Annotated in this window: 14 protein-coding genes; 5 read left to right on the forward strand and 9 right to left on the reverse strand. The window is 69.6% G+C overall.

Annotation, left to right across the window (positions count from 1 at the left end):
• Positions 1-50: 50 nt before the first annotated feature.
• On the forward strand, positions 51-2,558 hold the full coding sequence (locus tag OHO27_RS09590) for an Hsp70 family protein (RefSeq protein WP_328422227.1): 2,508 nt from the start codon (positions 51-53) through the stop codon (positions 2,556-2,558).
• A 235-nt stretch (positions 2,559-2,793) separates the two neighbouring features.
• Here the strand turns inward: OHO27_RS09590 and OHO27_RS09595 are convergent, their stop codons facing one another.
• From OHO27_RS09595 to OHO27_RS09620, 6 genes are read right to left on the reverse strand one after another with little or no spacing between them, the layout of a single operon-like run.
• A complete protein-coding gene (locus tag OHO27_RS09595) occupies positions 2,794-4,110 on the reverse strand; it encodes a hypothetical protein (protein WP_328422230.1) in 1,317 nt (438 codons plus the stop codon).
• A 45-nt stretch (positions 4,111-4,155) separates the two neighbouring features.
• Positions 4,156-4,827: a hypothetical protein gene (locus tag OHO27_RS09600; RefSeq protein ID WP_328422232.1), complete on the reverse strand. Its 672-nt coding sequence runs from the start codon at positions 4,825-4,827 to the stop codon at positions 4,156-4,158.
• Positions 4,800-5,267 carry a hypothetical protein gene (locus OHO27_RS09605; RefSeq protein ID WP_328422234.1) on the reverse strand — a complete coding sequence of 156 codons (468 nt, stop codon included), beginning with the start codon at positions 5,265-5,267 and terminating at the stop codon, positions 4,800-4,802. The genes OHO27_RS09600 and OHO27_RS09605 overlap by 28 nt, the downstream gene beginning before the upstream one ends.
• 5 nt (positions 5,268-5,272) lie before the next feature.
• Positions 5,273-7,156, reverse strand: a complete 1,884-nt coding sequence (locus OHO27_RS09610) for a DUF1998 domain-containing protein (RefSeq protein WP_328422236.1) — start codon at positions 7,154-7,156, stop codon at positions 5,273-5,275.
• Entirely contained in the window at positions 7,153-10,302 is a 3,150-nt protein-coding gene (locus tag OHO27_RS09615; RefSeq protein WP_328422238.1) for a helicase-related protein, read from the reverse strand. The genes OHO27_RS09610 and OHO27_RS09615 overlap by 4 nt, the downstream gene beginning before the upstream one ends.
• A gap of 58 nt (positions 10,303-10,360) precedes the next feature.
• Positions 10,361-11,545, reverse strand: coding sequence for a sigma-70 family RNA polymerase sigma factor (locus OHO27_RS09620; RefSeq protein WP_328422240.1), 1,185 nt, complete (start codon positions 11,543-11,545; stop codon positions 10,361-10,363).
• A 576-nt stretch (positions 11,546-12,121) separates the two neighbouring features.
• Between OHO27_RS09620 and OHO27_RS09625 the strand changes: the two genes are divergently transcribed.
• From OHO27_RS09625 to OHO27_RS09635, 3 genes are read left to right on the forward strand one after another with little or no spacing between them, the layout of a single operon-like run.
• Entirely contained in the window at positions 12,122-13,945 is a 1,824-nt protein-coding gene (locus OHO27_RS09625; RefSeq protein ID WP_328422242.1) for a DUF4357 domain-containing protein, read from the forward strand.
• Positions 13,942-15,210 (forward strand): McrC family protein, encoded by a 1,269-nt coding sequence (locus tag OHO27_RS09630; protein WP_328422244.1) that lies wholly within the window; start codon positions 13,942-13,944, stop codon positions 15,208-15,210. Before OHO27_RS09625 ends, OHO27_RS09630 begins: the two co-directional genes overlap by 4 nt.
• Entirely contained in the window at positions 15,210-17,345 is a 2,136-nt protein-coding gene (locus OHO27_RS09635) for a UvrD-helicase domain-containing protein (protein ID WP_328422246.1), read from the forward strand. Before OHO27_RS09630 ends, OHO27_RS09635 begins: the two co-directional genes overlap by 1 nt.
• A gap of 20 nt (positions 17,346-17,365) precedes the next feature.
• Here the strand turns inward: OHO27_RS09635 and OHO27_RS09640 are convergent, their stop codons facing one another.
• Positions 17,366-19,021 (reverse strand): N-6 DNA methylase, encoded by a 1,656-nt coding sequence (locus OHO27_RS09640; RefSeq protein ID WP_328422248.1) that lies wholly within the window; start codon positions 19,019-19,021, stop codon positions 17,366-17,368.
• Between the two features lie 154 nt (positions 19,022-19,175).
• Between OHO27_RS09640 and OHO27_RS09645 the strand changes: the two genes are divergently transcribed.
• Positions 19,176-20,879, forward strand: a complete 1,704-nt coding sequence (locus tag OHO27_RS09645) for a TIGR04141 family sporadically distributed protein (RefSeq protein WP_328422250.1) — start codon at positions 19,176-19,178, stop codon at positions 20,877-20,879.
• An 838-nt stretch (positions 20,880-21,717) separates the two neighbouring features.
• Here the strand turns inward: OHO27_RS09645 and OHO27_RS09650 are convergent.
• Both OHO27_RS09650 and OHO27_RS09655 read right to left on the reverse strand, forming a co-directional pair.
• Positions 21,718-22,563, reverse strand: coding sequence for an AfsR/SARP family transcriptional regulator (locus tag OHO27_RS09650; protein ID WP_328422252.1), 846 nt, complete (start codon positions 22,561-22,563; stop codon positions 21,718-21,720).
• 159 nt (positions 22,564-22,722) lie between these two features.
• On the reverse strand, positions 22,723-23,889 hold the full coding sequence (locus OHO27_RS09655) for an IS701 family transposase (RefSeq protein ID WP_328422254.1): 1,167 nt from the start codon (positions 23,887-23,889) through the stop codon (positions 22,723-22,725).
• Positions 23,890-23,906 lie beyond the last annotated feature (17 nt).

Genomic DNA, 23,906 nt, shown 5'->3' on the forward strand with positions numbered 1-23,906 from the left:
AGCGCATCTTCCGCATCCGCCGCTCCACGACGATCAGGAAGCACCCTTCCATGCACCGGACTCTTGGTATCGACCTCGGCACCACCAACTCCGTCACGGCCTGGCTGCGCGACGGTGTCCCCGCCGTGCTGCCCAATCGGCAGGGCGAGCCGGCCACCCCGTCCGCCGTGGGGATCGACTCCCGCGGCGCCCTGCTGGTGGGGCAGGAGGCCCTCAACTGGCGTGCGGGGGTCCCCCGTTCCGTGATCACAGAGGTCAAGCGGCTGATCGGGCGGCGCTGGGACGACGAACTCGTACAGCAGGCACTCAAGGCACGGCCCGACGACGCTCCGCCCGTGCGGGCCGGTGCCGACGGCTCGGTGGAGATCCTGCTCGGTGACCACTACCTCTCCCCCGTGCAGGTCTCCGCGATCCTGCTGCGGCGGCTGAAGAAGGACGCCGAGGACGCCGCGGGAGTACCGTTCCGGCGGGCGGTGATCACCGTACCGGCGTACTTCGCCGAACCGCAGTTCCACGCGGTCCGCGAGGCCGGACGGCTGGCCGGTTTCCATGTGGCGCGGATCGTGGAGGAACCGACGGCCGCCGCGCACGCCTTCGGTGTCATGTCGGGTGAGGACGGCACCACGGACTACGCCACCGTGCTCGTCTTCGACCTGGGCGGCGGCACCTTCGACGTGTCCCTCCTGACGATCGGTCCCGGCTACTTCTCGGTGGGCACCCTGGACGGGGACAACCTCCTCGGCGGCGCCGACTTCGACGTACTGCTGGACGGCCACCTGCGTGAGCGGCTCGGTGGACGGGACCACAGCGGTGAGCACGACGCATCCCGGATCCGGGCCGCCGCCGAGCGCGCGAAGGTCGAACTGTCCGCGCGGGACACCTCTGACGTGACCCTCGCTCCGCTCGGCCGCCAGGGCGGATCCTGGTCGGGCACGGTACGGCGCGCCGACTTCGAGCAGCTCCTCACCGGTCACCTGAGCCGGATGCGGGACACGGTCGAGGCGGTGCTGGCGCAGAACGACGCGCTGCCCGCGGACATTCAGCGGGTTCTCCTGGTCGGTGGCTCCACCCGTGTCCCGGCCGTCCGGCGCGACCTTCAGGAGATCTTCGGCGAGGGCACGGTGTCGGACGCGGTGGATCCGATGATGGCCGTCGCCCACGGCGCCGCCGTGGAGGCCGGTCTGCTCGACACGCTCGACTGCCCTGCCGAGACCTGCACCATCGAGGGGATTCCCGTCACCGAGGACGTCTGCCCGGCCTGTGACACCCCGCTGCTCGGCCCTGCCACGGTGGACTGCCCGGGCTGCCACGTTCCCGCCCCCGAACTCACCGCCGCCTGCCCCGTGTGCGCCACGGACCTGTCCGGGCTGCGGGCACCCGCTCCGGCTGCCACGCGCACGGAGTGCCCGGAGTGCGGTCGCGCCGACAACCCCGCCTCCGCCACGGCCTGCCTCGACTGCGACGCGCCTCTGGACATGGGCGGACTCAAGTGCCCCGGCTGCGGAATGGTCAACGCCCCCGGGCTCAGCGCCTGCTCGTTCTGTGGCGGCGACTTCGGCACCGCTCCTCCCCAGCAGGTCACGGCGCAGCACATCGGGCTTGAGCTGGAGGACGGCACGGTCGAGGTCCTCTTCCCCGCCGGCACCCACTACCCGACCGAATGGCACCGGGTGGACGACCTCGCGGTACGCAGCGACAGCGGCGCATCGGTGCGGTTCCATCTCTGGGAGGGACCGCACCTGCGCTCGGCGCAGCGCAACGAGTTCTGCGGAGGCTTCGTCGAGGAACGCACCGACGGACTCCGCGGTGCCGTACCGCTCACCGTTCAGGCGAAGCTCGACGCCGACCGGACCATCGCGTTGCAGTACCGGATCGGCTCCGGCGACTGGCAAGGCAAGGAGCTGCGGCGCAGCATGATCTCCGCAGCCGTCGGACGGAAGGCAGCCGAACTCCGCGACCGGTACAGCCGCTTTCTGGCCGATTTCGAGGACGAACTCACCCCGGCCGAACGCGACGCCCTGGACGAAGCCGAGTCGGACCTGGCGGCGCTCGCCCGAGGAGAGACCGCAGGACGTTCCCTGGACGGACTTCTGAACTCCGCGCGTGACACCCTGGAGTTGTCCAAGCGGGCCCGAGCCGCGCAGGCGCACGCGAGCATCGCCTCCCGGAGCGGGCGCGGCCTGCTGCCGCCTGCACTCCTACAGGACCTGAGAGCTGCGGCAGAGGCGGTGCTGGACGCACGAAGGGCGATGGACACGGATGCACTGCGGGCGGGCACCGAGCGGGCGGAGGATCTCTGGACCACACTCGATCCCGCAGTCCGCACCTCCCTCCTGACCATTCGCCTGGCCGAACAGGACGCATATCCGGCGACCCTGCGCAAGGAAATCCTTGCTGCACGTGACGCGCTACGCAGCGCGGTGGAGCAGGGCGACCAGGCGGCCCAGGACAGCCAGCTCGTACGCCTCGGACGCCTCGCCGAACAAGGCCGTGGCCAGTTCGCGGAGGTGCGCACCCCCTCTTCTGCCGGCGGGAGCGTCCTGCCGTCCAAGCGGTGACAGACGTCGGAATCCGGCTCGGTGCAGGGCCTGTTCGGCCCTGTACCGCACGCCCCGAGGGGCCTCAGGCCCTTCTGCCGGAGGTGCGTTTTCGTGCGACGCAGTCGGAAGGCCACGGCATCGCCGTGGCAGTGCCCGAAGCTGCGCAGTTCACCCTGGGCAGGGCAAATCTTCGTGATCCCGGAACTTGCAACCGCCTGACGTCGGTCACCCTGGTCCACCCAGTCGCGCTCGCTTACGCCTGCACGGGCAGCGCAGGGAACACGACCACCGAGCCGTCCTTGTCGCGGGCAATCTCAATCGCCACGTCTGCCGTGCGACTGTTGACCGTGACGCCGTCGCCCAGCTGGTGAATCCGGTGGGCCGCGCTCATCAGGCGATCGACTTCACCAGTCGTGAAGACGGGTCGCAAACCGTTCGGGCGTGCCAACTCCAGGGCCGACAGGCGTACCAGGACACCGGCGATACTCGACTCCAGTTCGTCGAGGCGCTGCTGATCGCGCTTGAGTGCGCGGGTGAAGTTCTCGAACGGATTGCCGGGGTCGCTCTGGGCGTGCTCGACGGCCTGGAGGACGACGACCCGCCGCATCAGCGCGATGGCCAGGGAGGCGAGTTCGAGGTGGGTACGGAACATGCCGCCGTCGTCGTCGACGCCGGGGAACGACTTGGTCAGCGTGCCGAGTTCGACGGCCTCGCCCTCGGGCAGTCTGTCGAGCGCACTCTGCCATCGGGCCAGACGAAGTTCGGCTTTACTCAGCGCCGTGTCGATGGTGTGCACCGCCGAGTCGAGTCCCAGCGAGACACCGAGCTTGCCCTGATCGAGCAGGAGGGCCGTGGCCTTGTCGATGGCGGCACGGCAGCCGTTGAGTGCACTGTGCTCGTCGTCGAGCCTGTCCTCCTGAAGTTGCTCCAGCAGTTCCGTGATGTGCTCGATGGCCTGCTGACGCTTGTGGTCGGCGTGCGCGCTCACCCCCACCGCCACGGCCATGAGCACGAGCGGAGCAGCGACGGTGAGCGCCGTGCCCCCGGCGACCGCGGCACCGGCCGTTGCACCGGCTCCACCTGCTGCACCTGCAGTGGCCGCTCCACCGACCGGCACGAACCTCGCGCCGCCGGCAATTCTGCCCGCTGTGTCCACGAGCGGACCGCGGATGCCACCGGCCGCCCCCTTTGCCACCATCGGGCGGACGAGGCCCTGCCCGAACTGGGCGGCGACCTTCGCCGGGACCACCATGCGATACAGGCCCTCGCCGGAAGCGGTCGCCCTGGCCGCCGTAAGGGAACTTCGCGCCGATTGCGTGATGAACTGCGACAGGTGCTGCGCCAAGGGACTCACGGCGTCGAGCGGGATGCCACGGCCGCGGTCGATCTTGCCGGGCAGCGGATGCACCTCAAGTGTGACGATCGGCTCGTCGGCCAGGACGGCCAGCACTCCGCGCAGTTCAGCCAGGCGCTCAGCCGTCATCGACTCGCCCGCGGTCAGCCCTGGCACCCGGACGTCAGCAGTCGCCAGCGTCCACACGGGCACGGTCGTCTTGCGGTCGTCAGTCATCGTCTCCCCTTGTTTTCCAACATGCTCGTAGCCTCAGTCGCGCCATCACCGCACGTGCACCCACCCGTGCAGCCCCTCCAGATGCCGCGGCAGCCGACTGCCCTGCCAGCCCAGCACCAATCGCTCCCGGGCACGGGTGATCATGACGTAGTACGCCATGCGCAGGGTCGCCGCCGTTGGGTCGGTGGCGGAGTCTGACTCCGCGTCGGCGATGACGACGGTGTCGAAGTCGAGGCCCTTGGCGCTGGCGCGGTGGACGAGCACGACGCCGGGTCGGGCGAGGTCGAGGTCGCGATAGCGGCCGGACGAGGCCTCCGAGCTGTAGAGCTGGGGTTCGTGGGCGAGGCCGGCGCGTTCCAGGCGGCGCATCAGGTCGGCAGCCGTACGCAGGGAGTTGACGATGACGCCGATGCGGTCCCGCGGGTGCCGGGCCGCCAGGGCGGCGATGTCGTCGGCGAGGTCCTTGGTGCCGGAGTAGTGGCGGATCGCGGGCAGCGTCCCGCTCCGGACGGGGATTTCAGGGCGGGCCCCGCCCGTGCGGAAGTGCTCCGCGAGGGAGGCGATCTCGCGGCTGTTGCGGTGGTTCCCGGCGATCTCGACCCGCCCCGTGAAGCGGCCGAGAGCGTCGGTGATCTCGGTGAGGGTGGAGTTCGTTTCCGTGAGGCGCTGGCACTCGTCGGCGAAGACCGTCACGGAAGCCGCGGCGAGGCGTGCCATCCGGTAGAAGCCCGGCGACAGGTCCTGGCCCTCGTCGACGACGAGGTGAGGGTGGCCGCCTCGTTCTCGCCGAGGGCGGCGGCAGCCTGTTGGGTGAGGGCCGCCCAGTCGAACCAGCCGTCCTGGGTGCGCGGTGCGCCGTATCCGAAGTGGCGCAGGATCCAGCCGTGAACGGTGGCGGCCTCGACTGGAGTGCCCGGGACCGTGAGGCCCTGGAGCGTGCCGTCCAGGAGTTGGCGCAGGAGGTTGGAGCGCGACAGCAGCAGGGTGGGGCGGCCGGTGAGGGCGAGGTGGACGGCGCGGTGTGCGGCGAGCAGGCTCTTGCCGCTGCCGGGCGGGCCGCTGACGACGTGGTTGCCGGTCAGTGGCAGGGCGTCCAGGCAGTCGCGCTGGGCCGGGGTGAGGTCGGGGTTGAGCACGGGCGTGTTCGCGGTGGTCATGGGTGTCATCCCTGGGCGATGGCGGCGGCGGACTCGCGGCTCGCGGTGAGGACGTCGGTGAAGTAGCCGGGCACGCGGGCGGAGCCGACGACCAGGGCACGGTCGAGCAGGGTGTTGCCGGTCTGGCAGCTCGTCTCGGGCAGCAGGGTGCAGGCGTGGCAGGCGGCCCGGTTGAGGTTGCCGAAGCCCTGGCCGGTGTGCTCGGCGCACAGCGGATCGGCGGAGCACCAGGCGGCCGCCTCCAGCATCCGGATGAGCGTCTCGGCGAAGTGCGGTGCCTCACCCTGCCGGACCAGGCCACCGAGAGTGCCCTCCGCGTCGCCGGCGGCCGTGTAGATCAGCAGTCCGTGCTGGCCGTACTCGGGGCGGCCGTAGACGCGCTCGCGCAGGCTGGCGGTGGTGTAGCCGGAGTCGAAGGAGAGCTGGCGGATGAGGAGGTGGGCGACGGTGTGCAGGAGCAGGAAGCGGGGCGAGAGTTCGCTGCCGGTCGTCTCGGCGAGCTGTTCGTCGCGGAACGACGCGTCGAGGTCCGTACGGACACCGCGGACGTGGGCCCGTACGCGGGGGTCGTTCTCCCAGGCGGTGAGGCGCTGTTCGTCGAGGGTGAGGACGATGCCCTCGCCGTAGACCTCGGTCGCGGGCAGCCAGCGCAGACGGCCGCTGGTGTCGGCGGGTACGAGGGTGCCGCCCGGGGAGTGGCGGCGGAAGCCGGTCAGGGCACGGACCTCGCGGAGGCGGTCGGCCAGGACGATGCCGCCTATGTGCGCATCAAGCGTGGCCCAGGGTTCCTCCTTCTCTCCGTCGAGTCCGAGTCCGCCGCGGCGGATCGCGAACTCCGTTGTGGGTTCCGGGAGTTGCACGGCGTCGAAGGCGTACCACTCGTCGCGGCTCAGGTCGATCTTTCCGGACTTGCCGGAGTCCTGCCGGTCGAGGGGCGGCGGCGAGGGGGCACCTGTGGCCTCCGCGACGAGCTGGTCGATGAGGCTGTCCGGGGCGTCAGTGTCCTCTTTGATCATGCCGCGGAAGGTGTCGGCCCTGGGCGTGCCGAGCGCGTCGATCAGGTTCGTCCAGTAGCCGTGGTCCAGGACGGTCTCCGCCATGTTCCGCTCCGCACGCGGTGCTTCGGCGGTCTGGGGGATGTCGAGGGCCGAGTAGACGACCGGGTAGTAGACGTTTCCGGCGGTGCGCTGCACGTTGTGCACCTGCTGGCCGCAGGAAGCCCTCGCATCCCAGTGCTGCCAGGGGTTGCGGCCCGAGCAGTGTCCGCCCTGGGGGCCGAGGACGTCGAGCAGGTCGCGTTCGGCGTCGCAGGTCTTGCCGCCCTCCCTGATCGCTTCGCAGCGCACCGAGAGCGCTTCGAGACCGGAGGCGCGGTCGGCGACGCGGAAGCTGAGCCGGCGTGCCTTCCAGGCGCGCTTCGACTCGGAGCAGGAATCGCGCAGTTCGGGCGCGAGCTTGGAGTGGGCCCAGTACCACCAGTCGACGTCATCGAGGTGTCCGTCCGGGCAGATGCGGACGAACCGCATCGGCGTGAGGCGGGGTGCTGCGGCGCAGGACGTGCACACGGGCGGCTCGCCCGGCTTCTCATGCTCGCGCAGAAAGCGGACCATGGCCCGGCAGGAGCCGCAGAACAGCCAGCCGGGGAAGCGCACATAGGGGACGCCGGGGCGATCGGCCTTGTCGTAGCGGTCGTTGAGGGTGTGGGGCGCGGCGAAGAAGCCCTTGACGCCGAGTCGGGTGGCGAGCCGGTCGGAGGGGACGGGGGTCTTGAGGTCCGGCCACCTCTCGATACCGGCGGCGACGAACGACTCGCCCTGGACGTCGAGTACCGCACCCACGCCGAACGGCAGCACGGTCTGCGCCTGGCGGACCCGGAGTTTGCGCTTCACCTTCCTGCTCCCGTCACGGTGATCTGGCACTCGCGGTCCACGCTGCGCATCGAGTTGAGGGTCTCCCACAGGCCGTAACGCTGCTCGAAGACCTTGAGCAGGTTGTGCTGGCCCTTGCCCTGACTGCGGTAGTAGAGCTCCTTGCCCTCGACGGCGGCGGCGCCGGCCTGCCGGTACCAGTCGTCCAGGAGGTAGCCGAGTTCCGCTCGTACGTCGGCGCGTACGGCGTCGGCGTCGGCTCCCGTGGCGCCGTGCTCGGCGGTCGCGGCGCGCTCGGCGAGGGCGTCGGCGATCCGCCCTGCCTCTTCCTTGTGGTCGGTGATCCGCCCGGCCCGGTTCTCGGCGGCCAGGCCGAGCCGGTGGCGGACCAGGATGACGAGCGCGGCGTGCAGGGCGCGGCGGCGCGCGGGCAGGGACCAGGGGGTGACGCTGGCGGGTTCGACGTAGCGGTAGAGCGCCCGGTGGTAGTCCATGAAGGTCTCGTAGTGGGACCGGTCGCGCGGGCGCGTGGCGTTGAAGTAGGTGACAACGAGGCCGGGCACCTGGTGGCGGCCGACACGGCTGGTGGCCTGGATGTACTCGGCGGTGGTCTTGGGCTGGCCCTGCATGAGCATGTACGCGAGCCGCTTCACGTCGACGCCGACGGAGAGCATGTTGGTGCACGGCAGGAACGACACCGACCGGGGGTCCGTCCCGGGCTTTTCGAGGCGGTCGAGGAGGATGGGCTGCTCGGCACGCGGCAGGTTGCTCGTCAGCTCCTGTACGTCGCCCTCGCCGAGCGGACGTACGCCGACGCCCTCGTCAAGTCCCCGGAGCTGGGCGGGGATGTCATCGCCGGCCGCCGTGACGGTACGGCCGAGTTCCCGCAGGCTGTGGTGGTAGGCGACGAGGGTCCAGTAGTCGTCGCGGTGTTCCTCGGGGAGCTGGTGGACGCCCTGGAGCATGGCCGCCGTCGTGGCGACGGCGCCGCGGCCCGCGGTGTGGCCCTGCGCCATGACGCCGAGGTAGAGGCGGCCGGGGCTGCCGGTGTCGGGGACGGCGAAGAAGCTGTCGCGGGCGTCGAGCCCGGACGGCGGGAAGAGCTGGACATCCTGGTGGTGCAGGGCACGGACCTGTTCGGCGGAGCGCCGGATGGTGGCCGTAGCGGCGACGATCTTGGGCGGGCGACCATCCGGGCCGGTGCACAGCTCCAGGATGGCCGCCTCGTAGAGGCCGACCGTGGTGCCGAGCGGTCCGGTGAGCAGGTGCAGCTCGTCCTGGATGATCAGGGACGGGGGCCGGTGGCCGGTGCCCGCACCGAAGAGGCTGCCGGAGTCGGGCTCCCAGGCGAGCCGGGCGAACTTGTCGACGGTGCCCAGGACGAAGGTGGGCGGATCCTCGTAGAGGTGCTGGTCGACGACGGCGACGGGCAGCACGTCGTGGAAGGCGCACTCGTCACGGGTGCAGTGGAAGGCGAACTCGTCCGCCTCGGCGCGGACTCCGTAGTCGGAGCGGACGCTTGACCAGGTGGGCGGCAGGATGCGGGTGCCGCACCACGGGCAGCGGTCGAGAATGAAGACGTCCTCGGGGTGGCTGGCCGCGCGCTGCTCGTCGAAGGCGACTTTGGCCGCGTCGAACTTGTTCGGGGTGGTGGTGTCGCCGACCCACAGGCCGATGGTGATGTCTTCTCCGCCGAGGCCGAGTTCGGGTTCGGTGCGGCGAAGGTGCTCCAGGGCGCAGATCGTGGTCGCGGCGCGCTGGAACTGCTGGGTGGTGAGCAGACTGAGGGTGTAGCGGCTGAGCACGGTGGTCCCGCCGCCTTCGCCGCGGATCCGGCGCAGGGCGATGGTGAAGGCGGCCAGGAGCAGATACGCCTCGGTCTTGCCACCACCGGTGGGGAACCAGATCAGGTCGGTGGTCTCGCGGTCGCGGTGTCCGGGGTCGGCGACGCCGTCGAGGGCGAGGAGGAAGAAGGCGAGCTGGAAAGGGCGCCAGGTGGCCTTTGGGTCGACGGGCGGATCCAGGGCCATGGGGTCCGCGCGGTGGCGCCGCTGACCGGCCTGGTCGGGGGCGGAGTGCCGCATCTGCAGCAACATGGCGCGCTGGGCGATACGGAAGGCGTCGAGGAGTTCGGGACGGTCGGGGTCGCACAGGGTACGCACGCCGGCCTCGATGCGGGTGACTGCCTGGCGGACGCGGTCGAGGATCCGCTCCGCGGCTTCGCGGCCCCAGGGCGGCACCTCGACGGATCGCTGGCCCACGTACCAGGCGTGGTACGAGGCGGCGAACTCGGCGAGTTCCTCGCGGAGTTGGTCCCTGCCGACGGCAGGGTCGGCCAGGTGGGAGATCGTGAGCGCGGGGGCGTCGAGCGGGCCGCCGGCCCGGACGGCGGGCACCTCGGCGCGTGGCAGGGCTTCGCAGGTGAGGAGTTCGACACCGCCGTCCTCACCGCGGTCCTCGCGGACGGCGCAGCCGTGGCCGACGGCATGGGTGACGACGTGCCGGTACTGAAGGCGCAGTTCGCGTTCCTCGGGATCGCGACTGGCGAGCCGGACGCTGGGATAGGGCAGCACCGCGCCATCGGCGGGGCGGACGCTGAGCCGGCACTGGAACAGCATGTCGTCCCAGTCCGGCGCCTTGTCGTCGGCACCGTCGTGGCGTTTTTCGTTGACCAGGGCCACGGTGATGAGGGTGCCCGCGCCGTAGGCGCGGCGAGTCAGCTGAATCCTCGCGCGGCCGTCGAGGACGGCCACCTCCTCCCGGTCAGGGCCGATCGTGTGTGTCTCGGGTGTAAGGGGGACGCGCTTCCAGCGCCGGCCGCGCCCGGGTTCGTTCCGCTGTGTCTCGTAGCGGGCGGCGGCACAGCTCACCTCGACGTCAACGGCGTCGGTGTAGAAGCTGATACCGAGAGACGCGGGCAGCCAGCTGTTGGTCTCGGGCACGGGGTCGGCGGCCGGGTCCACGTCGGGGGCGTCCTGCTCGGCGCCGGGTGCCTCGGGGTCGTCGGCGGCGAGGTCGAGCCGGCGCCTGCGATCGGCCTGTTGCGGGTAGAGGGTGCCCATGAGGTACTGCCGGTCCGGCGGTGCGTCGAGCACCTCGTCGTCACCGCCGACGGGGCCGACGAGCTGGCGGGTGAGGTAGTCGACCAGCTCTTGGCGCGGGTCCATGTGCGGTCCTTCGGATGAGAGTGGAGAGTGGAACGGGGGCGGCGGTGTATGCGCGGGTTCAGCGGGGCGGCGGCACCAGGCCGTGGCGGGCCGCGTGACCGTAGAACTTCGCCTTGGCCTTCGATTCGATCTGGCGGATGCGCTCACGGGTGACTCCGAAGACGACGCCGATCTCCTCCAACGTGCCCGGGTCGTCACCGTCGAGTCCGGTGCGCCGGACGAGCACATGCCGCTCACGCTCGGAGAGTGCCTCCAGGACGACACGCAGCCGCGCCATCAACTCCTTGCGGATCAACACGACGTCAGGGCCGGGCAGTCGGCTCGGCCCGATGATCAGTTCGCCAAGCGCGGTGTCGTCGCCGATGATCCGGTCCAGGGAGTCGGTGGGCCGGCTGATTCTGCGCACCTCTTCCACTTCGGCGAAGGTCAAGCCGCTGACGTAGGCCACGTTGTCGATGGTCCTGGGACGGCCTACGCCCAGAAGCTTGCGCTCGGCCACGGCGACTTTGCTCACCTTTTCGTGCATGTGCACGGGTATCCGGATCAGGGTGCCCTCGTCGGCGACGGCCCGGGTCATGGCCTGCCTGATCCACCAAGTCGCGTAGGTCGATAGCTTGTAGCCCCTGTCGACGTCGAATTTGCGGACCGCGCGCATCAAGCCGATGGTTCCGTGCTGGACGAGGTCATCGACGTCCAGTCCCCGCCCCTGGTATCCCAGCGCGATCTTCCACACGAGCCGCTGGTTGTGCCGGACAAGGCACTCGTAGGCACGCCACCGCTCACCGTCACGACGCAACTCCGCGATCTCCTCCGCCGGAACGTCGCGGCTGAGGCCGTCCGTGCCGCCCCGCAGGAGAACGGCCAGGCCGACCTCCTCGTCCGCCTTGAGCACCACCTTGGCCGGGTTCCGGCGCCACCGATCCTCCTCCAGCACGGCCCGGGCCGCACGGACGGCCTCGGCCAGCCTCTCGTCCATGACGGAAGCGGCGGATCGAACGCGCTTCTTGCCGGTCGGCACCTTCGTGGGCACAACGCTGGGCGCCGGACCCGAGGAAGGAGCCATCGGGCGAATCTGACCGCCCGCCGCTGCCTGGACGGACATACCGAGCGGGCGGGGACGGGTGATCGGGAAGTCGGCGGTGAGCTCGCGCCCCTCGGCGGGGCTCAGCCCGTGGAGCCGTACGACACCGTCGTGGGCGAGCTTGCTGACGGTGCCGTCGGCGTCGGCGTAGCGGGACAGCATCCGCCGAGCCTGGGCCAGGCGACGGGCCGCTTCGCTGGGGACGGACGCTGGATCAGGGACGGTTTTCCACCGCGGTCCCGGCGGCGGCACGGGCCCGGCGGCTTGCGCGTCCGGCACAGCGACGAGTGCCGCTGCGGAGGTCCGACCCGGTTTCCGGCGCGACGGCTTCACGTGAAGACCAACAGCGGCGAGCCCATTGCGCAGCCTTCGCTGCTGCTCGTCGCTCGTGAGCCCGAGCCGATCCGCCTCCAGGGCGAAGGCCCGATGACTCACGAGGCCCGAACGAGACGCAGATCGTCTCAACCTCTCAATGACCGACGGCAACTCCGCCTCGATCGTGCGCCGTCTGGCCTCGGCCGTCGGCTCTCCACCCATAGTGCCCCCCACTTGAGCGTTCGAGCACCCGGACTTCCGGCGAAGGGTCGGCCGGGCACAACCAGCACTCTAGAACTGGCACGTTTACACCGTCAACACATTCACCGAATTTGTTTACACACTTAGGAGGGTCAATTGACGGCGTCAACAGGTAGGGTGAGGTCATTGGCGCAGGCCTCGCGCACTCCCGGAAGGTCACCCGTGTCCCAACCCGAACTCCTCCCCGGTACACCCGAGTTCCGCATCAAGCTCCCCAAGGGCGGTGAGGCGCGCGGGCATCTGCTCGCCGAGTTCGGCGGCAACGGCACGCACAAATTCCTTCTGCGGGAGGGCTCGTTGGTGGCCGCCGACGCGTGGCCCGGACTCGGCGACCATGCCCGCCGCAACCGCGCGGATCTGCGCGCGAGCGGCGGCCTGGTCGACGCTCCCGCCGATCCCAGCCTTCCACAGGCGGAGCGCCGCTGGGTGACGAACCGGGACATCGAGTGCAACTCCTCCTCGGCCGCCGCCGCGCTCGTGTACGGCTACGACGCCTCCGGCCCCGAGTCCTGGCGCACCGCTGAGGGCCACCCGCTCGCCGACTATCTGTCCACCGGCTGGCGTGCCCCGCGCAAGGCGTGGCTGGTACGCGGTTCCAATGTCTCCGGGCACAACCTGGTGCGGCAGCTGTGGCTGACGGAGGGTTTCGTCTCTCTCGCGGCCGCGCATCTGCCACCCCTGGAGGAGACCGACCCGACCAAGAGCGCACTGCGCCGTTTCGTGGAGGACGGGTACGAGGGGGCAGCCTCGTATAACCAGAAGCGCGGTCTCGTCGACGAACTGCACGGCTTCCTGACGCAGATGCGCATAGGCGACACCGTCGCCACCATCGGCGACGGATGGCTGCACATCGGGCGGATCACCGGGGATGCCGTACAGACCTCGTCGCCGGGCGGGTTGTCCAATCTGCGAAGGACCGTCGCCTGGATGCCGCAGAGCCATGCGTACGAGGATCTGCCGGAGGAGGTCCAGCAGAAGCTGTCCGTCCAGCACGACGTCGTCGATCTGACCGGTGTGCTGGACGCGCTCGACGGGCTCACGGGGCAGACGGACCCCACGACCCCGGCGGCAACCGGCGGCACCGGCGAGCACCCCGCCGTGGAACGACCGGCGCAACGCGAGCTGTCGCTGCCGCACATCACCGAGGAACTCGCCACCGATCTCCTCGTCCACGATCGCGCCTGGCTGGATGAGATGCGCGAACTCCTCATCGATGAGCGGCAGTTGGTGCTCTACGGCCCACCGGGCACCGGTAAGACCTATCTGGCGATGAAACTCGCCGAGTACTTCGGTGGCGGTCCGGAGCAGGTCAAGATCGTGCAGTTCCATCCCTCGTACGCCTACGAGGACTTCTTCGAGGGGTTCCGGCCCGTGGAGGACCCCGAGACCCGGGAGGTGGCCTTCCGGCTGACGGCGGGCCCGCTCCGGGAGCTCGCCGATCTCGCTTCCCGCGAGGGCAACCGGCACATCCCGCACTTCCTGATCATCGACGAGATCAACCGTGCCAATCTGGCGAAGGTCTTCGGCGAGCTGTACTTCCTTCTGGAGTACCGGACGCGATCGGTCCGTCTCACCTACTCCGGGGACGACTTCGCGCTGCCGCCCAACCTCTTCGTGATCGGCACGATGAACACCGCCGACCGGTCGATTGCCCTCGTGGACGCGGCGATGCGACGCCGCTTCGCCTTCGTGGAGCTGTCCCCGCGCACCGAACCGACCGCCGGCCTGCTCGCGCGCTGGCTGAAGCGTGAGGGCAGGGACGTGGAGCCCGCCCGCCTTCTCGACGCCCTCAACGCCCGTATCGACGAAGCCGACTTCGCCATCGGGCCGTCGTACCTGATGAAGCCGGGCGTCTACCGCGACGGCGGCCTCGAACGGACCTGGCGCACGAAGATCCTGCCGCTGCTGGAGGAACACCACTACGGCGAGGGCCTCGACGTCACCGCACGCTACGGCCTCGACTCGCTGCGCGAGCAGCACCCGTGACCGTGTCCGCGACCGCGCCCGTGGCCGAGGTGTCGCTGCGCGAGTACGGGCCCGCCGTCTCCGTCCCCCTGGGCGCCGGAGCCGGACAGGCTCTGGCCGTCTCCGGCATCCTGCAGAGCGCGACCCCCGATCCCCTCCGGAACGGGCACTGGCTGCTGCGGGCGGGCAGCCGGGTCGGGGCCGTGCGCATGCCTGAAGGTCCGGTCGTACGGATCATGCCCAAGACCTCGGTGGACCGGCTGTTCTTCCTCCTCGGGTTCAGCCTCGACCCGGCCCGAGCCTGGCGCGACAGCCGCGAAGGCACCATCGACACCGGCGCGTACGACGACATCGTCCCCGCACTCGCGCACGCCGTGGAGCGGCAGATCGACGGGGCACTGCGGCAGGGGGTCATCCAGGGCTACCGGGAAGTGGAGGAGTCCGCGCTGGTCGTGCGCGGCAGGCTGCGTGAGGCCGAGCAGATCCGGCGGCACTTCGGCCGTACGCCGCCGGTGGAGATCGCCTACGACGCGTACACCGCCGACACCGCCGAGAACCGCATCCTGCGCGCCGCCACCGAGCGGTTGCTACGGCTGCCGGACGTTCCCGGTCCCGTCCGGCGGCGCCTCGCCCATCAGCGTGTACGTCTCGCCGACGCGGCGCCGCTGATACGGGGGCAGGAACTGCCGCGTTGGCAGCCGTCACGCCTCAACTCCCGCTACCGGCCCGCACTGCGGCTCGCCGAAGCCGTCCTGCGCGGAACCTCGCCGGAGCACCGGCCGGCCGGGGCCGCCCCGCTCGCCATGGACGGCTTCCTGCTCGACATGAACAAGCTGTTCGAGGACTTCGTGACCGTCGCCCTGCGCGAGGCGCTCCGGGCGTACGGCCTGACCGCGCGCCTCCAGGACCCCCATCACCTCGACGTCGCGGGTCTCGTAGGCATGCGTCCCGACCTGGTCGTCCGCACCGGTGACGGCCGTACCCCGCTCGCCGTCGTCGATGCCAAGTACAAAGTCGAGAAGGCCGACGGACTCCTCAACGCCGACCTTTACCAGGCGCTCGCGTACGCCACCGTGCTCGGTCTGCGCGAGGCGCACCTGGTGTACGCGGCCGGACGACAGCCCGAGCGCTTCCACGAGGTGCGTGGAACGGCGGCGGGGCCGGACGGACGGGGAGTGCGGATTTACCAGCACAGCCTCGATCTCTCCCGCGAACCAGAACAACTCCTCACAGCTTTCCGGGAGATCGCCGGACAACTGGCGTCCGGACGAAAGGAAGGGACCTGATGCCCCGGCTCGCCTTCGCCCAGAGCTTCTGGGACGGTTACGACACCCTGGAGAAGCCGGTCCGGGCCGGAGTGCGCAGGGCCATGGCGAAATTCCAGGCCATGAGCGCCGCCGAACTGAACGCGGACAAGGGGCTGCACCTGGAGTCCGTCCACAACGCCCGTGACCCGCGGATGCGCACCATTCGCATCACCGACTTCTGGCGCGGGGTCGTGCTCGCCCCCGACGACGGCAGCGACATGTTCCTCCTCGTCAATGTCCTGCCGCACGACGATGCCTATACCTGGGCAGCGAAGCGTCTGTACAGCGCGAACTCCGCGACACGGGCCCTGGAGGTGCGCAACGCCGTCGCCCTGGACGAGCTGACACCGCTGTACGAGACGGCCGCACGCACGGCTTCCCGGCTGCTGTTCGCGAACGTCTCCGACGGCACACTGCGTGAACTCGGCATCGATGACCAAGTACTGCGCGCCGCGCGTTCACTGGTGGACAAGGCTCAACTGGAGGCTTTCTCCACTCTGCTGCCGGAGGATCAGCTGGAGGTGCTCCAGTACCTCGCCGAGGGCTTCAGCCCGGAAGAGGTCTACCGGGATGTCGTGGCGGTACGTCGCCCCGCCGACGCGCCCGCCGAACCGGTCGAGGACCTGGCCACGGTGATCACCAACACGTCCGCCCGCATCCGACTGGTCACCGGGCCGCGGGAGTTGGAGGAGATGCTGGCGAAGCCGTTCGCTGCCTGGCGCGTCTTCCTCCACCCCTCCCAGCGGCGCGTCGCCTACCGCACCTCGTACGGCGGTCCCGTACAGGTCACCGGGGGACCCGGCACGGGCAAGACCGTGGCTGCCCTGCACCGGGTCAAGCATCTGCTCGGCCGCTCCGAGGACGGCCGCATCCTGCTCACCACGTACACGAACGCGCTCGCCGCCGGACTGCGCGAGATGCTCGGCCTGCTCCTCGACGAAGACGAGAAGCTGCTGGCGCGGGTCGATGTGACGACGGTCGACGCCTTTGCGAACGGCGTCGTGCGCGCGCACTCGGCGGCCGTGCCCAAACCGATCGGGGACCGGGAACAGCGGCAGTTGTGGGAGAAGGCGGTCAGGCAACGCGATCTGCCGTTCACGGCCCAGTTTCTGGCCCAGGAGTACCGGCACGTCGTTCTCGGCCAGAACCTCCGTGATCTCGACGGCTACCTCGGCGCGAGCCGCCGCGGCCGCGGCATCGGTCTCGGTCCCGCGCGCCGGCGGGAGGTGTGGAGCGGCGTGGAGCGGTTCGAACAGTTGCTGCGCGACCGCGGCGAGACCACGCACCTGCGCGTCTGCGCCCGCGCGGCGGAACTCCTGGCCGACGAGCCGGCTCCGTACGCCCATATCGTCGTCGATGAGGCACAAGACCTGCATCCCGCGCAGTGGCGGGTGCTGCGCGCCGCTGTCTCCCTCGGCCCCGACGACCTGTTCGTCACCGGCGACCCGCATCAGCGGATCTACGACTCCCGGGTGACGCTTGGCTCGTTGGGCATCGCCACGGTCGGCCGCAGCTTCCGGCTGCGCGTCAACTACCGCTCCACGGAGGAGATCCTGGCCTGGTCGGCCCGCCTCCTCGCACCCGTCACCGTCGACGCGCTCGAGGGCGAGGGGACGGACTCGCTGGCCGGCTACCGCTCCCTGCTCCACGGCAGCCGTCCTCGGGTCCGGGGATATGCCACCCGGCAGGAGGAGACCGAGGCACTGGTGGAGCGGGTCCGAACCCTCCTCACCGAGGGCCTCGCGCCGCACGAGATCGGTGTGTGCGCACGCTTCAACCTCGCCCTGGACACGGCCGAGGAGAAGCTGAAGGCCGCCGGCATCCCGGTGCTACGGGTCAAAGGGCAGGTCGCGCAGGGGTCCGAGGGAGTGCGGCTGGCGACGATGCACGCGATGAAGGGGCTGGAGTTCCGGGCGGTGTCCGTGCTCGGTGTCGCCGAGGGCACTGTCCCGTTCGCCCGTGAGATCACCCCACGTGAGGCGGACCCGCTCCAGCACGATGCCGACCTGCTCCGTGAGCGCTGTCTGCTCTTCGTCGCCTGCACCCGGGCTCGCGAGACCCTGAGTGTCACGTGGAGCGGGACCGCGAGCCCCTTCCTTCCGCTCGTCGCCTGATCGGCCGCCCTGCTCGGTCCTCATTCCTCCGGTGCCAGGGCGCCCGCCGCGAGACCGTCACGGGCGACCTCGGCGAGCTGCCGACTCAGCTCGTCGACCTTGCGCATTCCCTCCTCGAACGCGGACAGGGCCCGGAAGGCAGAGCCGTACCGACGCTGCTCGTCGATGCCCATACGGGGGATGCGTGAACCCCTGCCGTCAAAGCGGTAGGTGCCGCTCGCGCTCGTGGACCTGCGGACGTTGGCGGAGCTGCGCAGGAACCCCTGCAGATAGTCGGTGTCGAGCTGCTCGCTGGCCGAGACCGGCTCCGGACCGTCGTATGCCACGAGCCCGGCGCGGGCGAGATCCGCGACGCTGGTGGTGGCACCCTCCAGCGAGCCCGGCCCGCCGCCCGTTGCCAGCTCGGGCAGGAGGGCGGCGAGTCGACGGATCTGGTCCTCCAGTTCCTTGCGCAGGGCGGCGTACTCGCCGGGGTAGTCGCGGTGCCGGGAACGGAGATGGCTACCCGGTGTCAGGTCGACGGTGTCATCGAGGAGCTCGATCAGCGGTACGTCGGCAACCTGGTCGGGGCGCGGTTCCAGATCCCCGTCGGGGCTGTTGTCCGTCAGGTCGACCATGCGCACGGTGTGCTGCGTGTCCGCCCCTCCCGGGCTCTCGGGGCGCTGAAGACACCACAGATGGACAGGCAGGGCGTGCGAGGTCGCCGTACCCGGTGGCAGGGCGATCACTTGGCGCACGATGCCCCGGCGTACGAGTTCTGCACGGATGCGGCGACCTGCCTTGCGGTAAGCGACCGAAGCCGGCATGACCATGAGGACCTGGCCGCCGGCCACGGTGTGGGCGTAGGCGTGCTGGAGCCACGCGAGCTCCCCTTCGGCCTTGGACGGGGTGCCGAGGTCCCAGCGGGAGTCGAGGAGCAGTTCCTCCCGCCCCCACTCGGTCACGCCGGCCGGAGGATCGCAGACGACCAGATCCGCCTTGAGGTCCGGCCATTCATCCGCGCGCAGGGAATCTCCAGCCACGATGTGCACGCCCGATCGGCCCAGAAGGTCCGCGCGGAGCTGTGCGAAGCGAGCGCTGTCGGTATCCAGCTCTTGGCCGCGGCAGAGAATCCCGGCTTCGGAAGCGACGGACAGGAGCAGCACCCCGATTCCACAGGCTGGATCGAAGACCGTGGCATCGGACGGCAGCTCGGGAGCAAAGTGGCACACGGCACGCACCACACGCTCGGGAGTCACCTGGTCGGACCCGGCACGCCGAGCGGAGTCCATGAACCGTTCAGTCAGTCCGTTGACGAGGTCGACGGGTGATCCGGTTCGGGCGAGCTCCCGTACCCGGGCGGCAACGTCGTCCGGCAGCCCCGGCCCGGTCTGGCCGGCCAGCGTCGCGGCAACCTGTGCCAGGCCCACGACCATCTGCTCCCCGTAGACGGCCCGCATGGCCTGCCACAACTCGACCTCGGGTGACACCTCCTGGCCTTTGCGTTGCCTGTCCAGCCATTCCTGGACCTCAGCGAGTGCGTAGAGCGGACTGTTCGCGGCACCTCCCGCCGGCGCGGGGAAGTCGTCGTAGCGCCGACGCCAGTTGGAGACAGCGGCCCGAGTGACTCCGGCCAGCCGGGCGATCTCGGCGCCGGTGACCAGGGGGCCGACCGATGAAGCGGCATTGTCCGTCATAGCCTCAGCGTACACGGACCGGCATCCCACCTCCAGGGTCAGAGTACGTTGACAACGTACACACACTGATGTCACGCTAACTGTGTACTTGGCTCTCTCCTGAACCAGCACGCCGCAGAGCGTGCCCGGCCCCAGTCGTCCACGGGGGCACCCCTTGGCATCGAACACCGCAGTCCGCACCGTTTACCGGCTGTCCGGCGTCGCTCCCACCACGGAAGCCATGCTGTACGCCCTTGACCTCGAACTTCTGGACAGACTCGGTGCCGATCCGCATTTACCGGAGGTGCTCGGGGTCCCGGCCCTGTACATCACCTGCGGGATGGAGCACACCGAGGCCCCTTGGTGCGAACCCATGTCGCGCAGCACCGGCATCACGGTCAGCGAGAGTGTCCGGCGCACCGCTGCCGTGCTTCTGCTCGCCGTCGACGACACGGTGTACGCCATCGGCTGTGACCAGGGGTATCGGCTGATCCCCGACCATCTCAAGGACAAGCGCTTCGGTCTCTCGTTCGCCATCCGACAGATGGACCCCAGCCTGATCCGCGGAGCGGTATCGAGGTCTCTCGGGCAGGCACGCACCGACATCTCCTTGGTTCCGGGCGGCGCCCCGGTCCCATTGCTGGGCATACGTGACCACTCGCGCATCGTGCGCAGCCTGGGCGGATATCTCGACGACCTGCCGCTCACCCGGTCGCGCTACTCGCGCGGACAGGCCGTGAGTGCCCAGGGCGGGTGCGGACTGAGGATCGCCCTCGGAGTCGAGCCCGAGGCCTTGCTCTCCGACCTGCGGACCATCACCAGAATCTGCCGCGAGGACATCCCGAACCAGGAGCTGGAGTTCGTCGACCGCATCGTCCCGGTCAGCGCTCCGACGACCCTCGACGCTCTCGACGAGGCCCTGGACGACCGTCTCGGCCGGCCCGCCGACGGAAGCATCTCCGCCTGTGTCCCCTCCGAACATCACATGGCATACGCGGAGGCCACCACGTACATAACGCAGATCAACAGCCCCGGTGCCCTGCGCTCCGACGACTTCGACCTCGGATATGTGCTCACCCGGGCCCGACTGGCACCGCCCGGCCGACGCCTCAAGGCGCTGCGCGAGGGAACCGTGATCCTTGCCAGGGACCGCCGGGCGGGGGCCGCCGACATTCTCGCCGTCACCAGCGCGCTGACGTGGCTGGAGACCGGCGTCTCGCTCGGCTCCAGACGGTTCTTCCTGATGGACGGTGAGTGGTACGAGGCCGGGGCCGCCTATGTCGAAGAGTGCCAGGCCGCCGTGCGGGCGCTGTTCTCACCTTCACCCTCCGTCTCCCTTCCCCCCTGGGCGGACGGCGAGTCGGAGAACACATACAACAACAGGGTGGCTGACGACCGGCCCAACTGGCTCTGCCTCGACACCAAGAACGTCGCCAACCCTCTCCGGCCCAGGGACCAGGTCGAGATCTGCGATCTGCTCACGCCCGACGGCACCCTGATCCTCGTCAAGCGCGCAGGCGGTTCCGGTCCGCTGAGTCACTTGTTCAGCCAGGCCAGGGTGGCGGTGGAACTGCTCCAGGAGTCCGCCCAGGTCCGCGCGGACTTCACCGCGAAAGTGGCCAGGCTGAGTGGCGGCGCACGCCTGCTTCCGAATGACTACACGCCCAAGCGGATCGTCCTTGCGATGCTCCTCAAGAAGCGCGGGAGCCTGACCCCGGATTCCGTCTTCGGGTTCTCCCAGATCACCATCGCCCAGACCTCGAAGGCCCTGGCAGCGCGAGGGGTGACTGTCGAGGTCGTCGGCATCCCGCAAGGCGGCGCTGACACACTTTCCCCACCTTTGTGTGACGTGGGAATGCGTGCGGCGGTCCCCGGCTGATTCTCCCGGAAACTACTCCTCCGCACTCCAGAGTTAGCTGCTCACATGGTGACCAACTGTCGCGGGACACCGATCCTCGACTCACCCGCGCCCCACCTTGCACGGCACAGAGATCGGCCGTCAGACGCGAGATCCCCGCCTGGGACATTGCTGGGACTTCCGGCTAGATCAACGGGTATGGGCGTGAGACAGCCGAAAGGCCATCTACTCAGGTCAGCGAGGCGCAGCAACCCAGCGTGGCAGGTCACGGGGCCGCCTGGTCTCTTCCGGGACGTCTGAGCCCTCATCGGCGACAGGCCGCCGCACCTTGCTTGATCTGCACTGAGCGGGTCATCTGGAAGAGGTGCGGCGGCACCTGTACCGGACCTCTCTGGGATTTCGGACCGGGACCTGGCTTTCGGCGCAGACCGCTCCGTCCAGGCAGCAAGGCGCCGGTGATGCATGACGACTCCGGACAGACGAGGACGAGAACCTATCGGCGACCTTCTTCGGGTGTGGCAAACCGGTGCGCGGGATGGCGCCACCACGTTCGATCCGGTTGGCAGCCGTCACCTGCGGCCGGCCGGTGACGGCGACGAGCCGACTCCGCGTATCCGGCGTGGGGATTGAGGCCGGCGCCGACCGGGTGACACCGGCTTAGATCTCATGAACGAGCTCCACGGCCTCGGCGAGACGAAAGCGATCATCGTCGATCGCCTACCGAGCGTCACCGGCACCGCGTCCTACAGTTGACGTGGCCCATCTCAGCTCTGCCTCCCGACCGAGTCGCGAAGCAGATGGCCATTGGGGCGGCGATCGGCAGGGAGGCGCGTCCGGCCTCCTACCCTGTGGTACGTCGTCAGCTGGCGACGGCAGAGCCCCACAGGGGCGTGAACTCGGCTGGTGAGGAGATCGCCTTGGGCCGGCACCTGTGCAGGAGAGGTCCGTCGGCGCTCGCGTTGAGGATGTCGGCCTGCAGCCGCTGAAGTTCCTCCGAAGGCTCCAGGCCCAGTTCGCGTCTGAGGACGGCGTAGAGGTTCTGGTAGGCCTGCAGGGCCTCGGCCCGGCGGCCGGCTCGGTGCAGTGCCGAGATGAGCCGGCCGTGGAACCACTCGTGCAAAGGGTGGTCGTTGACCAAGATCCGCAGCTCCGGGAGGATCTCCCGATAGCGGCCGAGCTGGAATTCGATTTCCACGCGGAGTTCGAGGGCGCGGATCCTGAGTTCTTCCATGTGGGCTATTCGGCCGTGGAGCACCCCGGCGACGGGCACATTGCTCAACATGGGGCCGCGCCACAGACCGCGCGCCCGGTTGAGGTGCGCTGCCGCCTTTTCCGGTGCCCCCTGGTGAAGGTGCCGCTGAGCGAGTCGCACGAGCTCCTCGAAGACGCATGCGTCGACTTCGTCACGGGCGATGTCGAGGAAGTAGCCGGGAGCCTGGGTGAGCAGCAATTTCCGTTCACCATTGGTCACTTGGGCGTCATGGAGCATACGGCGGGCATGGTAGACGTGCGTCTGGAGGGTGCGGGGTGCGCCGCTCGGCGGGTTCTCCCCCCAGAGCTCACGGACCAGCGTTTCCGCCGCGAGGGGTTCGCGTGGCTGGAGCGCCAGCACGGCGAGCATCTGACAGATCTTCGGGGCCTTGGGAGCGAACGTCTCGCCTTCATCGGTGGTGATCCGGAATGCGCCGATGAGGTGGAACTGCACTGGCCGCACGCTCCTTCCGCCGCCGTCCGGCGCTCGTGTCGCTGTCCGGTCGGTCGATCCGGACAGCTGAGACGGTAAAGGGGCGGAAGACTGCGAGTCTCCTGTACGAGGCCGAGAGTGTCAGGTTACCGGACGGTAGGTCGGTTGTTGTGCGGCACATCACGATCGCGCCGCGGGGTGTACGGCTGGCAGCACTGCGCTGCCCTCCAAGGCGACGGCCAAGTGGGCGGCGGAGGCCAGGGTGACGTGGCGGTGCCAGCCGGGAAAGGACCGGCCGGCGAAGTCCCGTATCCCCACTTTGGCGGAGATCGCGTTGAAGTCGCGCGCGACGATGTGTGGCAGCACGGTGAGCCCCAGGACCAGTCCCAGTGGCTGGATACCACCACCGGTCAGCCACAGTTTCCCGGGCCTGGCGGCCGTTTTCCGCCACTCGCCGACCAGCGTCATGCCACCGCCGCCCGCGGCGGGCGCGGCGGCGGTGACGGGTATCGCCACGGCCGTCATAGGACGTTCACCGATGTTGACCTGCTGCCGCAAGGTGATGAGGGAGGAGGCCAACTCAGCCGCCGTACGCACTCTGTCGCCGTACTTCGGCAGCTCCGACCGGTCGATACGCAATTGTTCCTGGGGGTCGACCCGCACGACGAAGGGGACCCCGACCGAGGTGAAGTGGCGGGCCAAGGCCGGCGCGTCGATGCCGTCGACGTCCACCACCACGGGGCCGTGCTGGACTTCGGGGATGCCCGTGATGGCGGCCACCGCCTCGCGCACGCAATCGTCGAGGGAGACGGCTGTGACGCCGGCGGGGATACCGGCCCGTTGCCGACGGGGGCTGCTGAGCCAGCGGCCGGACAGTCGCAGGCGCCAGTCGATGGGCACTGCGGTCCTGCCGGACACCAGCCACGCCCCCACTGCCTGCTGGCCGGTCACGGTCTGATCCATATGCGGGAGAAAGTGCTGGTCGACACCGATCGAGTGCGAGCCGACCTTGGGGATCATCGTGGACCTGACGACCCAGGCATCCGGCGCCAGGTGCCTCTGCACGTACTGCGCCAGGGCGTGGCGCACCGGCATCCACTCCCAGGGTGACTCGCTGATGAAGTGATGGACGCTCTGCTGGGCCGCGCCGCCCTCGAACTGGGCGGCGATGTTGCGCAGTGTCTTGCGCCCCGGCACGGTCAGCAGGCCGCGCACGTACCGCTCGGCCTTGAGTCGCTGACCACTGCGCTGCAGGGATCCGAAGAGGTGGGCTCCGAGTTCTTCCAGCAGGGACTCGCAGTGCGAGTCCATGTGTGTGCAGACGGGTTTGACCAGGCTCAGACGCACGAATCCCCCTGTTGACG

This window comes from Streptomyces sp. NBC_00443 (genome assembly GCF_036014175.1).
GTDB lineage: Bacteria > Actinomycetota > Actinomycetes > Streptomycetales > Streptomycetaceae > Streptomyces.